Origin of the sequence: Macellibacteroides fermentans, from assembly GCF_013409575.1 — a bacterium.
Classification (GTDB): domain Bacteria; phylum Bacteroidota; class Bacteroidia; order Bacteroidales; family Tannerellaceae; genus Macellibacteroides; species Macellibacteroides fermentans.
The window spans coordinates 157,573-169,930 of the sequence record NZ_JACCCY010000001.1; the positions used below are offsets into that span (position 1 = coordinate 157,573).

General features: G+C 38.0%; 12 protein-coding genes. 2 read left to right on the plus strand and 10 right to left on the minus strand.

Annotated elements, in window-relative coordinates:
* Positions 1-38: 38 nt before the first annotated feature.
* From F5613_RS00605 to F5613_RS00615, 3 genes are all read right to left on the minus strand, one after another.
* Positions 39-494 carry a helix-turn-helix domain-containing protein gene (locus tag F5613_RS00605; protein ID WP_079683257.1) on the minus strand — a complete coding sequence of 152 codons (456 nt, stop codon included), beginning with the start codon at positions 492-494 and terminating at the stop codon, positions 39-41.
* Between the two features lie 934 nt (positions 495-1,428).
* A complete protein-coding gene (gene holA / locus F5613_RS00610) occupies positions 1,429-2,451 on the minus strand; it encodes a DNA polymerase III subunit delta (RefSeq protein ID WP_179398284.1) in 1,023 nt (340 codons plus the stop codon).
* Positions 2,452-2,460: 9 nt separating this feature from the next.
* Complete coding sequence (locus tag F5613_RS00615; RefSeq protein WP_068183776.1) at positions 2,461-3,237, minus strand: AMP nucleosidase; 777 nt, start codon at positions 3,235-3,237, stop codon at positions 2,461-2,463.
* A 56-nt stretch (positions 3,238-3,293) separates the two neighbouring features.
* On the opposite strand from F5613_RS00615, the gene F5613_RS00620 reads away from it, so the two are divergent.
* Entirely contained in the window at positions 3,294-3,746 is a 453-nt protein-coding gene (locus F5613_RS00620) for a type I restriction enzyme HsdR N-terminal domain-containing protein (protein WP_179398285.1), read from the plus strand.
* A 9-nt stretch (positions 3,747-3,755) separates the two neighbouring features.
* Here the strand turns inward: F5613_RS00620 and F5613_RS00625 are convergent, their stop codons facing one another.
* Complete coding sequence (locus tag F5613_RS00625; RefSeq protein WP_246303307.1) at positions 3,756-5,522, minus strand: glycoside hydrolase family 9 protein; 1,767 nt, start codon at positions 5,520-5,522, stop codon at positions 3,756-3,758.
* 133 nt (positions 5,523-5,655) lie between these two features.
* The gene (locus tag F5613_RS00630; RefSeq protein WP_068183770.1) at positions 5,656-5,838 is read right to left on the minus strand and encodes a hypothetical protein; all 183 of its coding nucleotides are present in this window, start codon (positions 5,836-5,838) and stop codon (positions 5,656-5,658) included.
* A gap of 150 nt (positions 5,839-5,988) precedes the next feature.
* Here F5613_RS00630 and F5613_RS00635 point away from each other — a divergent pair, with 150 nt between their 5' ends.
* Positions 5,989-7,167, plus strand: coding sequence for a transglutaminase-like domain-containing protein (locus F5613_RS00635; RefSeq protein WP_179398286.1), 1,179 nt, complete (start codon positions 5,989-5,991; stop codon positions 7,165-7,167).
* A gap of 714 nt (positions 7,168-7,881) precedes the next feature.
* Here the strand turns inward: F5613_RS00635 and nqrF are convergent.
* The 5 genes from nqrF to F5613_RS00660 are packed head-to-tail and all read right to left on the minus strand — an operon-like array spanning position 7,882 to position 12,350.
* Entirely contained in the window at positions 7,882-9,141 is a 1,260-nt protein-coding gene (gene nqrF / locus F5613_RS00640; RefSeq protein ID WP_179398287.1) for an NADH:ubiquinone reductase (Na(+)-transporting) subunit F, read from the minus strand.
* A 29-nt stretch (positions 9,142-9,170) separates the two neighbouring features.
* Complete coding sequence (gene nqrE, locus F5613_RS00645) at positions 9,171-9,788, minus strand: NADH:ubiquinone reductase (Na(+)-transporting) subunit E (protein WP_179398288.1); 618 nt, start codon at positions 9,786-9,788, stop codon at positions 9,171-9,173.
* Between the two features lie 24 nt (positions 9,789-9,812).
* Positions 9,813-10,442, minus strand: coding sequence for an NADH:ubiquinone reductase (Na(+)-transporting) subunit D (locus tag F5613_RS00650; protein ID WP_179398289.1), 630 nt, complete (start codon positions 10,440-10,442; stop codon positions 9,813-9,815).
* A 4-nt stretch (positions 10,443-10,446) separates the two neighbouring features.
* On the minus strand, positions 10,447-11,136 hold the full coding sequence (gene nqrC, locus F5613_RS00655; RefSeq protein ID WP_179398290.1) for an NADH:ubiquinone reductase (Na(+)-transporting) subunit C: 690 nt from the start codon (positions 11,134-11,136) through the stop codon (positions 10,447-10,449).
* A 20-nt stretch (positions 11,137-11,156) separates the two neighbouring features.
* Positions 11,157-12,350 carry an NADH:ubiquinone reductase (Na(+)-transporting) subunit B gene (locus tag F5613_RS00660; protein ID WP_179398291.1) on the minus strand — a complete coding sequence of 398 codons (1,194 nt, stop codon included), beginning with the start codon at positions 12,348-12,350 and terminating at the stop codon, positions 11,157-11,159.
* Positions 12,351-12,358 lie beyond the last annotated feature (8 nt).

Below are 12,358 nucleotides of genomic sequence, written 5' to 3' on the forward strand. Positions count from 1 at the left end.
AAAGATAAAAGATAAAGCGGCTTAAAGCCAATAGAATTTTATTCTTTCTTGTTTTTTTCGGGAGTAAAGGTCTCGAAAGTGTTATCCGAATAAAAAATCATTATTTTACTTACATTTTTAGAGCTCCGTTCTTCGTATTTAATCTGTTCAATACCAGTGTTTTTTGTTGTAATTTCGGGTTTGCTGAACTCCGTGTGCTTGCGATATTCGGGTTCGACCTGTACAATGGGCGGATTAATCTCATTCTCGCGAAATAAATTAGGCTCTTCTATTTTAGTAATTCCATTTTTAACCATCGATCCTTTACCGAACAATAGCCAATCTGTATCCACGTAAGTAAATCGTTGCATAATTTTTGTCAGCACATCCAAACTGGGATTATTGCGTCCAGAAATAATATGAGACATGGCTGATCTTTGAATGCCAATCTCTTCAGCAAATTTAGAAGGTGAAATTCCTTCATGTTCCATGATTCTCAAAATTCTATCTTTCATCTGAATAATATTTAATAGAAAAGGTATATTAATGCTGACATTGTGTCTTAATTTCTCTTTTTTTGTAAACAAATGTAATTTTGAACAAAGGTAAACAATAGTTTACAAATATGCAATTTATAATTATAAATTTAAACTATACGATTGTAAACACACTTATACATATGTAATGTTTACAAAGTGAAACAAGTATATCAGGTATAAATATTGGCTAAATTAAAGGTTTACATAATACATGTATTCGTATGGCATTCAATCATATACGTATATTTATATTGGTGTTTGAATAGTGAATTTACATCAAATAGGTAACAGTTGTAAATTAATGAAGGAATAAATTAAAGGAACTCTCAACTTGACTATGATAATTGATTGGAATACGATAACATAAGCAAATTTACATTAGGATCAACCAATATGGTATCCCCTACTCCATTTGTATACAATTGTGAATTGTTATGGATGTAAACTATTTAATATTGTGTAAACTTTAGATTATATAAATGTGAACAATTGTTTGTGTAGATTGTTAAACCTACCTATTCCATGTTTATGATTACAGATGTATATTGTCTATATTCTCTAAAAATATTTAGAAATGCCAATTTGGCTTGGTTTACGCTTGTATACTTTATGATTTTTGTTAAGCTGGACCGCTACTGGTGCAAAATGGCTATATTTGTGAACAACTATTCGTGTAATGTAAAATATTCGATTCTCGGAGGGTTTATTTTGGGCTAATTGACTATAATACAGCTAGAAAAGGGATTATTGCGGTACGTTTGTAAACAACAAACCAGCAATAATCCCTTTAATTGAGAAGATTTTGTGCAAAAGAATAACTAGTGCTATTGAGAAATGAATCTGAGTTTAGATTTTTAAACTTACAGACATAGAATATTTACTTCTTGTAAAATATCAGATAAAATAAATCCTAATGAAGTATTTTGTATATAAGTTCTTTAAGCAGTTCTCCATCTGAAAAAGAAATATTCTCTACTCCTTTCGATTTAGCATCGCAGGTACGTATATCAGATATCAGATTGAAGACTTTCATGGCCGAGTAGTTCTTGATTCCTATAGCATAATCTTTGACCTGAAAACTGTTTTTCAGTCCCAATGCCTGCATTAATCCATTTTCGGATCGATCCTTACTATAATAGCATATCAATAAATTAGAGAAGTAATTAAATAACACTGGTAAGGTTGCCTGTATAGGATTGTTTTTGGGATTCTTATCAAAATAATGAATAATCCGGTTTACTTTGAGTTTGTCTTTGGATGCAAGCGCCTTAATAAGCTCAAAATTGTTAAACTCCTTGCTTATACCAATGTTTTGCTCTACAAGTTCGGGAGTAATTTTTTTAGGCAGATTACCAGGAAGAAGCAAAGATAGCTTGTCCAACTCCTTAGTAAGCCGACTTAAGTCATTTCCTAAAAAGTCGGCCAACATCTGCGATGCTTTCGCATCGATAGCAATATTTTGTTGTTGTAACATGCTGCCGATGAAAGCAGGCATTTTATAGTCGGCAACCTTTTTAGACTCGAATAATATGCCTGTTTTATCCACAGATCCGGCTAAAGCCCTTCTTCTATCCAAGTTTTTATATTTGTAATTAACAACCAACACTGTAGATTGCAGCGGATTTTGCACATAGTGGTTCAGCTCTTCGATATCTTTTATAAGCTGGGCTTCCCTAACAACAATTAGTTGGTATTTAGACATCATCGGAAAACGGCGGGCCGCATTGATAATGGCGCTTGCTTCGGCATCAGCACCGTAAAAAACAAGTTGATTAAAATCTTTTTCCTCTTCCGATAAAACATTATTGATCAGCAAATCGGTAAGTTTATCCATAAAAAAGGGTTCTTCCCCCATAAAGAAATAGACGGGACTGAACTTTTTCTGAACAATATCTCTGGATAACTCTTCGAATGTATATTCTTTCTTGGCCATATTTTTAAATTACCAGCTAAAACGTATGTGTCTGATTGTTTTGTTGCCTTTGATGATCTGTCGCAGAGCTTCAATGCCGAGGTTGACATGCTCGGGAGCAAAGTTCTGTGTCACCAACTTATCACTCTCCTCCGTTTTAACACCGCTTTCGTCCATAGGTTTATCCGAAATCATCAGCAGTGCACCTGTAGGGATCTCATTTGCAAAACCGGCAGTAAGCAATGTAGCCGTTTCCATATCTATACCGGTTGCATGGGTTTTTACCAGGTAAGATTTAAACTCATTGTCGTATTCCCACACCCGGCGGTTGGTAGTGTAAACCGTACCTGTCCAATAATCGCGTCCCTGATCCCTAATGGCGGAAGAAATAGCCCTTAACATGGAAAATGCCGGCAACGAAGGAACCTCTTTGGGTAAATACTCGTCGGATGTGCCTTCACCCCGAATGGCAGCGATAGGCAACAGATAATCGCCCAGATTATTACTCTTTTTAAGTCCGCCGCATTTACCCAGAAACAACACAGCCTTTGGTTTGATAGCAGATAGCAGATCCATAACAGTGGCCGCATTTGCACTACCCATACCAAAATTGATAATGGTTATACCTTCGGCCGAAGCGTTAGGCATAGACGATTTAAGTCCCAGTATGGGTACATTAAAGGTCTCGGCAAATAATTCCACATATTTCGTAAAATTGGTAAGCAAAATATACTTGGTAAAATCTTCGAGCTTCCGTTCCGTATATCTAGGCAACCAATTTTCAACTATTTCTTGTTTTGTTTTCATAAATCACTACCTTTGAGGGGATATTTTACACTAAAAAGTCTCAACAAAAGTAACAAATGTTCTCATTAAACCTCCCATCCTTCGTTCCTAAAATATCCGAAAAGAACGGAAAGCACCTAATTTTAGATCCGATACGTAAGAAATACGTGACCCTGACTCCCGAAGAATGGGTAAGACAACATTTTGTTAATTATCTTATTACTGAAAAAGGTTATCCAAAAGAACTTATAGCCAACGAAATCAGTATAGTTCTTAACGGAACCAATAAACGATGCGATACGGTTGCTTACAACCGTTTTTTAGCCCCTGTTTTTATTGCAGAGTATAAATCCCCCACGGTAGCTATAAAACAGTCTGTAATCGACCAGATTATACGTTATAATATGGTTTTGAAGGTAAGGTACCTGGTAGTGAGCAATGGAATGCAGCATTTTTGTTGCCGGATCGATTTCGAATCCGGCAACTATACCTTTCTGAATGAAATCCCCATGTACGATTCCATTATATAGAAACTACGTTTATTTTATATCCCTTAACGTAGCATCCAGAGCCATCACATAATAAGTAAACATCCCTTGCCAGTTGATGGCAATTTCGTTGGAGGCATAAGAGGGTAAAATATCAACATAAGCCTCGTCGGGAACTAAAGACGGATATTCACACCCGTCCTGTTTGCCGGGGTTCGGGCCTCCAACCAGAAATCCCGGAAGCGGCTCATCAATACCGTCGCTTGCAGCAAGTCTGTGATGCGGATGTAACGGCGATTTATGGCCAAATCCGGTTACATAACAATAACCTGTGGCATTTCTCCCTAATAAATAATCCATTGAATGTAATGCATTGGTCAGATAACGGCGATCGTTTGTTAACCTATATGCATACAGAAATGCAATGCCCTGATTGGATGCCTTGTCCGAATTACATCCCCAAAAGAAATCTTTTGAAGATCGGCCATAGGCAGCGGCGTAGGGAGCAAGCTCTACTCCTGCCAAACAACTGTCCGCATAATTAATAAGCTGCTTTCCGGCGGAATCAGACAGACTACCCATCTCCTTCTCCAGCTTGTCACGGTGTCTAATTAATGACATCTGTGCCAGTCCGTATACTTTGCCCCACACAGGCAAAATAAATGATTCGGGCAGATATTGTTTTACGTAACTCGTATATTTATCGTTGCCTGTAGTTATATATAATTCGGTGGCTGCCCAGAAGAACTCATCCGTAGCAGAACGATCTTCGTATCCACCGGTTGAAACTGCCGGTTTGAAGTTTGCATTCATTTTTCTCTGATTATACAATGCATCCGGATGTTGTAAAGCCCAATTGAACGCACGAATGGATGACTGAAGCATTTTTTGTGAAACCTCCGGATAATCCTTTTCAAAGGGCGCAAACACCCTTGATGCTTGTGCCATTGATGCGGCAAAATCAAGTGTAGATGTTACAGACTTTTCGATTACATAACGCGGTTGTTTGCATTCGGTAGGTTTAATCATCCCTTCGAATGAAGGAGTTGTTAACTTATGATACACTCCTCCATCCGACGGATCCTGCATGGAAAGCATCCATTCCAGATTCCACCAGATTTCGTCCAATAAATCGGGAGTTTGATTCGCGCTTTCCGGAATCTGAACCGAAACGCTCTGTGCATACTGTGGATAATCTTCGTACAATGAAAGCAGAATTCCCACTGTAAAACCGGAATTCACGATGTATTTGTTATAATCACCTGCATCGTACCAACCTTTGGGGGAAGAAATTAAAGATTCTGCCGGACGAACAGCTGTTGCAGCCGAAGGATGTATCCGTACCAAAGTATCAGGATGACCGGCTGGTCTCTCCCATTTTCCGGCAAATTCCGCTTCTATATCTGTACCCGAACGTTGTAAATAGAAAGCCTTGAGTGATGCTTTGGACAGGGATGAAAAAAGCGAATCTTTAACTTCAAATGGCAATGATTTACCTACTTCCGGAATTTCGATGAAATAAGTACCTATAGTGCGGAGTTGTGAGAAAGGGATTACAACGGTTTCCTTTTTCGAAAAAGCAGACAACCGGGGCTGAGAAACCAGACCCTCGTAAACTACCTTCCCGGAGTTAAGCTCTTTAATATAGAACGGTCCGGAAACAACAGTATCCAGCACTGCTATTTTTTCTTGAGAAGGATAAAACCCCAACTGGTTAAACCTATATAACTCATTTACCGGAGGATTGATTTTTGCACATGCAGTAAATAAAAGAGTAATTAATGTGCATACAGAAACATTCAAATAGTGGTTTTTCATACAAAAATAATTAAATAAATAATTGAACATGCTGCCTGTTAATTACTCTATGAAGATAATTATACAGCAGTCTGTTCAAACAAATTCAACATTAGTAGTTTTTACAAACGTACATAATAAAATTGAATTTCAATTATTTTAAACCATTGTTTTGTATAACAAATTTGGTTAAGATAGAATCTGACTTAGTTATATTTTTGAATTCGGCCGAGCTTGTAACCTTTCTTTCCATCACAACCGGCTTATTTTCCTTATTGTCCAAAAACAGGGCAGTAAAGAAAATGATTACAAAGAAAGATAGAATTATAGGTTTCATAATCTGTTACTGTTTTAGGGTATATATATCTGATGCTTATTAAACGTAAATTGCTGCAGGATATTACATAACTTACAAAAAAGAATTATTATTTTATATATTTGCAAATCGGAAACCTACTTTCCAAAACTAAATAACCATTTTAATAATATGAGTAGATTATTTATCCTGTTCTCAGTCTGCTTGCTTGTCTCCTGTTCCGGAGTGTACAAACAAGTATCTCCTTCAATCAAATCCAAAACCGTCGAATCTTTAAGTAAGGTAACACCGGAAAGAAAAAAGGAATTAGAAGCGTCCATCAAAAACCTTCCTGCCTCGCAACGGGAAGGAATGGCTTTTCTTATTGCCTATATGAGCAAAGCCGACCTTGATACCTTGCCTGCAGAGTTGCTTACTTCCAATGTAAAGTTGGCCTATAAAGCCAGAGAAACTTTTCCGTGGGCAAAAGAGGTACCGCTTCCTGTTTTTTACAATGAGGTACTCCCCTATGCATCTATGGATGAAACCAGAGAAGACTGGCGACCGGCATTTTACGATATGTTATATCCCCTTGTAAAAGACCTTACCGATATACACCAAGCTGTAGATACGATCAATAAATCGTTACGAGGATTGGTCAAGGTAGAATACAACACAAAACGTAAAAAGCCCAATCAGTCGCCTTCCGAGTCCATGAAGATAAGTATGGCTTCGTGCTCCGGGTTATCCATCCTGCTTACCGATGCGTTCAGGGCAGCAGGTATTCCATCCCGCGTAGCGGGTACTCCTCTTTGGGTGTCGAAAGAAGGAAACCACAACTGGAGTGAAGTTTATATTGACGGACAATGGTATTTTACAGAATACTATCCGGATGCATTAAACAAAGGATGGTTTTTAGACCGTGCCGGAAAAGCTGATAAAAGCAATCCAATCCATTGGATATACGCAACTTCCTACAAACACGACGGATTGGCGTTCCCAATGGTCTGGGCCCGTAGGGATTCAACCGTGGGAGGTGTAGATGTGACCGACCGCTACATCGAGCTGTATCAGAAACAGCTGGTTGAAAAGGCAAAGGGTATAGCCGTTACGATACGTATGTATAAGGCCGAGCAATGTACGCTCGATTCTGATGGCCGTGTTGCGGAAACAATTACCATAAAGAATGCCAAGGGTGATACCGTTGCATCTGGTAAAACTGCTGGTCCGACTGATGATATGAACCTATATCTTACCGTATCACTTCCAGAACCAGGAGAATATACCATTGAGTATACGACCGCCAAAGGATTACGTAAAGACGTTGTAGAAATTAAAGAACCGAAAGAAATACGGCTTTATTTCAATTAATAAGAAATCGTATAGAAGTAGGCGGCATGAATAAGTTTCATTGCCGCCTACTTTTTTTACTGCTATTCTTATGTGTACCCAACCACAGCTCTGCTTCTGGTATATCCATCTGTGTAAACTATTTTAGGATGGATTTAGGGAAGGTGTCCGGAGTTTTAGTATGAAGGTTGATGATGGTATTATATATTACCTGCTATTTGAAAGTATTAGGGATACTATTATTTTCATAACTACAATCTATTTATTTCATAGTTACAATCTATTCGTTTGACAATTGTTGAATGCAAGTTACCCATATGTCTACTTTGCATTCAACAATTGTCAAACGCAAAGTGAATATATGCCAAACGAATAGTTCTCCGTTATGAAAATAATAGTACATCGTATAGTATGTCCTAATTCTGTTAAGGCATCGTGTTTATTTACAGAATAGAAACTTTTAGTTTATATAAAATGGGAAGGATTACGATGTTATACTCTACTTCAAAAAAAGCTGACAGATGACACATGATGACAGATGGATTTAGACATCTGTCATTTTATAATTGCATGGTATTCACTATCTTAAATCCTAAAAATGATGGATGACAGTTGTTTTTGCAATAAATCAGTTTTTATGACCCGTCCTGAAAAAAGGGAGTGATCACATGAATATATAAAAAGAGAGGACTATCGTTTGATAGCCCTCTCTAAAATTATATTGTCTGGAAGCAATTATGCTCCGAAGTCGTCGAACAAGATGTTTTCTTTTGCAACACCCAGATTGTCTAACATTACTTTAACAGCATTAGACATCGGACCAGGACCACACATGTAGTATTCAATATCTTCAGGAGCTTCATGATCTTTCAAGTAATTATCATAAATAACCTGGTGGATGAAACCTACCATGCCAGTCCAGTTATCTTCAGGACGAGGTTCAGAAAGACCGATGTGGAACTTAAAGTTAGGGAATTCCTTTTCGATAGCACGGAAATCTTCTTCATAGAAAATCTCGTTCTTCGAACGGGCACCATACCAATAAGAAACTTTTCTACCTGTCTTAACAGTATTGAATAAGTGAAGCAGTTGAGCACGAAGCGGAGCCATACCGGCACCACCACCGATGTACAACATTTCATTGTTTGTTTCCAGAATGTGGAAGTCTCCGTAAGGACCAGACATTGTAACCTTATCTCCCGGTTTTAATGAGAAGATATAAGAGGAAGCAATACCAGGTTTAACACCCGCTTTCCAGGTACCTGTACTTCTGTCGAAAGGAGGAGTTGCAATACGAACGTTCAATGTAATGATATTTCCTTCTGCAGGATAGTTGGCCATTGAATAGGCACGGATTGTTTCTTCTTCGTTCTTGCAAGTAAGTGGCCACAACTTAAATTTGTCCCATTCCGATTTGAAACGATCATCGATATCCATATCCGAATATTTGATGTCGAATTTAGGAATTACAATCTGAGCATAGCTACCCGGTTTGAAGTTAAGCTTCTCTCCTTCCGGCAATTTAACAACAAACTCCTTGATAAATGAAGCAACGTTGTTATTAGATATAACCTCGCACTCCCATGATTTTACCCCGAATACCTCTTCTGGTACTTGAATAACCATATCTTCTTTCACTTTGGTCTGACAACCCAAGCGCCAGTGATCTTTTATTTGTTTACGAGAAAAGAATCCAACTTCGGTAGGTAAAATATTACCACCACCTTCTTCAACCTGACAACGGCATTGTCCACAGCTACCACTTCCGCCACAAGCAGAAGAAAGATAGATTCCCTGAGCCTGCAATGTGCCTAAAACAGTACCGCCAATAGGAGCTTCAAACTCTTTTTCGCCATTAACAACCACCTTGATATTTCCGGATGGGACTAATTTTGTTTTAGCGTATAACAATGCAATTACAAGGACCAATGTAATCAATAAGAAAACAATGGCACTGATAGCGATTGTTAATCCGCCCGACATTAATAAAGTCATCTTACTATTTCGTTTTATCGAGTTAATACTTAAATTTTAATCCCTGAGAAACTCATGAAGGCAATACCCATCAAACCTGTAATAATGAAGGTTATTCCTAATCCCTTTAGAGGTTTGGGTACGTCGGAGTATTGCAGTTTTTCGCGTATGGCTGCCATACCTACAATTGCCAACAGCCATCCAATACCTGAACCAAAACCATAAGCTGTCGCAATGCCTACATTTGGGAATGCTTTCTGTTGCATAAATAAAGATCCACCTAATATTGCACAGTTTACAGCAATAAGAGGTAGAAATATTCCTAATGAGGCATATAACGAAGGAGCATACTTCTCTACAACCATCTCAACAAGTTGTACAAAAGAAGCAATAACTGCGATAAATATAATTAATGAAAGAAAACTTAAATTAATTGAGCCAAAATCTGCCCCTAACCAAGATAGAGCTCCTTCTTTCAAAACATAATTTTCGAGCATGTAATTGATTGGTAAGGTACACACTAATACAAATGTTACTGCTATACCTAATCCTAAAGCGGTTTTTACATTCTTTGAAACAGCCAAATATGAACACATGCCTAAATAATAAGCAAAGATCATATTGTCAACAAAGATAGCCCGGAGGATTGTACTTAATAATTGTTCCATTCTATTCCTGTTTTTGAGTTAGAATTAATTTTCCTGAAGGTCCTTGTTTCTGGAACGATGAACCCAAATAATTACGGCAACGGTAATAAGAGCCATTGGAGGCAAAATCATCAATCCGTTGTTAACGTATCCAAAATCGTAAACGGCCTGTGGTATAACATGATAGCCGAAAAGAGTACCAGAACCAAGTAATTCGCGGAAGAAACCAACGATTACAAGAATTATACCATATCCCAAGCCATTACCAACTCCATCAAGAAAAGACTCCCATGGTCCGTTACCTAAAGCAAAAGCTTCGATACGTCCCATCAAAATACAGTTCGTAATAATAAGTCCCACAAAAACAGAAAGCTGTTTATTTACATCATACGCAAACGCTTTTAGAACCTCACTTACAATGGTAACCAATGCAGCGATAACTACAAGTTGAACTATTATTCGGATTCTGTTAGGGATTGTATTACGAAGCAAAGAGATTATTACATTTGCAAAAGCAACTACAGCAGTTACTGAAATAGCCATTACAAGCGAAGGTTCTAGCTTGGATGTTACTGCCAATGCTGAGCAAATACCAAGCATCTGAACCACAACAGGATTGTTCTTACTCAGCGGGCCGAGTAATATTTGCTTATTTTTATTAGTTAATATTCCCATTTCCTTACTGTTTTTGTGAGGTTAAAAACTTAATATACCCACCCATACTAGTTAGAATCATTTGATTTACACCCTGGCTTGTAATCGTTCCGCCAGAGATTCCATCAACGTAATCTTGTCCTTCTGCAGTTTTTCCGGGTTTTACAATCGCAATGGATTTAAATTCTCCAGCTTCATTAAATAACTTCTTATCGTAAAATTCTTTGCTAAAGAAAGATTGAGTTATTTCTGCTCCCAGACCCGGAGTTTCTCCCTGATGACTAAAGTCTGCGCCATACACTGTGCTTTTATCTTCATTAACAGACATATATCCCCAAAGTGGTCCCCAAAGACCGGCGCCACTCATTGCCATGATATATTTAGTTTCTCCATCAATAGATGCAACAAATACAGGTAAAGCTTCTTTTGAAGCAAAAGCTTTCACGTAATCGGTTGAAAAAGCGTCTCCTTCAACTTGTTTGCCATTTTCATCTACAAGATAAGACTCCTTGATAAGACTCTTAAACGTTGCTTCAGCATCTGCCGCAGTAGTTTGAACGCGTACAGAACGAAGAATCTGCATCATTTTATCTATATCTTCATTTTTCTTTTGGTAGCTTCTGAGCGATTGTGATGTAAGGGCTAACCCTAACGCAACAAGTATCACCATTACAGAAGCGTATACTATAGTATATAAATTACTATCTCTATTCATATTACTGTATTTTTATAGATTTACTTTGTTGCTCGCTTCAAACGACGCTTAATATTAGAATCAACTACGTAAAAGTCGATTAGAGGAGCAAATACATTTAATAAAAGAATTGCCAACATCATTCCCTCTGGATAACCGGGATTCAATACGCGAATAAAAATCGCCATGAAACCAATTAAGAAACCATAAATGTACTTGCCTGTTTCTGTTCTTGCTGAAGTAACAGGATCGGTAGCCATAAACACAGCTCCGAAAGCAAATCCTCCTAATAAAAGGTGGTCTAATGGAGATACATTCATTGCAGCGGTAGTTCCGATAAGGTTAAAGATAGCAGCCATAAATGCACCACCAACAAATACTGAAAGAATTGTTTTCCAACTTCCAATACCTGTCCAAATCAGTATTACTGCACCAAGAAGGATGGCTAAAACAGATGTTTCACCAATTGACCCGGGAATCAGGCCCAGAAACATATCGAATGAAGATAATGAATTTCCAAGAATACCTGTCATATGTGCATCAGACGTAGTTGCTGTTGCTACTTGTCCCAGTGGTGTGGCTCCAGAAAATCCGTCAATTATATTTCCTGCACCAAGGCCAAAAGTACTATCGGTACGTACAAATACTTTTTCTCCAGACATTGCAGCCGGATATGCAAAAAATAAAAATGCACGTGTAACAAGAGCTACATTAAAGATGTTATAACCTGTTCCTCCAAATACTTCCTTTGCAAAAACAACCGCAAATGCTGTAGCAACTGCAATCATCCAAAGAGGAGTGTCGATGGGCACAATCATCGGTATAAGCATACCTGAAACAAGGAATCCTTCCTGTATTTCGTGTCCTTTAACCTGGGCAATGGCAAATTCGATGCCAAGGCCAACTACATACGATACTATAATTTTAGGCAATACAGCCAGAAATCCAAAAATAAATGTCATGATAAATCCCGGATCTGCTCCAATCGCAAGATTGTGCTGGTATCCGATATTATACATACCAAAAAGCAAAGCAGGCATCAAAGCGAGAATAACCACTGTCATGGTACGCTTTGAATCCACACTATCGTGAATGTGCACTCCGGATTTTGAAGTATGGTTAGGAACGAATAAGAACGTTTCAAAACCTTCAAATACAGAATGGAACATCGCCAGCTTTCCGCCCTTCTCAAAGTTAGGCTTAATCGTGTTGAGATAATTCCTTAACGCTTTCAATGTATTCA

Bases quoted from the DNA above. Each gene is read 5' to 3' on its own strand.
- F5613_RS00605 (WP_079683257.1), bottom strand. From the start codon at position 494: ATGAAAGATAGAATTTTGAGAATCATGGAACATGAAGGAATTTCACCT.
- holA (WP_179398284.1), bottom strand. From the start codon at position 2,451: ATGGCCAAGAAAGAATATACATTCGAAGAGTTATCCAGAGATATTGTT.
- F5613_RS00615 (WP_068183776.1), bottom strand. From the start codon at position 3,237: ATGAAAACAAAACAAGAAATAGTTGAAAATTGGTTGCCTAGATATACG.
- F5613_RS00620 (WP_179398285.1), top strand. From the start codon at position 3,294: ATGTTCTCATTAAACCTCCCATCCTTCGTTCCTAAAATATCCGAAAAG.
- F5613_RS00625 (WP_246303307.1), bottom strand. From the start codon at position 5,522: ATGAAAAACCACTATTTGAATGTTTCTGTATGCACATTAATTACTCTT.
- F5613_RS00630 (WP_068183770.1), bottom strand. From the start codon at position 5,838: ATGAAACCTATAATTCTATCTTTCTTTGTAATCATTTTCTTTACTGCC.
- F5613_RS00635 (WP_179398286.1), top strand. From the start codon at position 5,989: ATGAGTAGATTATTTATCCTGTTCTCAGTCTGCTTGCTTGTCTCCTGT.
- nqrF (WP_179398287.1), bottom strand. From the start codon at position 9,141: ATGACTTTATTAATGTCGGGCGGATTAACAATCGCTATCAGTGCCATT.
- nqrE (WP_179398288.1), bottom strand. From the start codon at position 9,788: ATGGAACAATTATTAAGTACAATCCTCCGGGCTATCTTTGTTGACAAT.
- F5613_RS00650 (WP_179398289.1), bottom strand. From the start codon at position 10,442: ATGGGAATATTAACTAATAAAAATAAGCAAATATTACTCGGCCCGCTG.
- nqrC (WP_179398290.1), bottom strand. From the start codon at position 11,136: ATGAATAGAGATAGTAATTTATATACTATAGTATACGCTTCTGTAATG.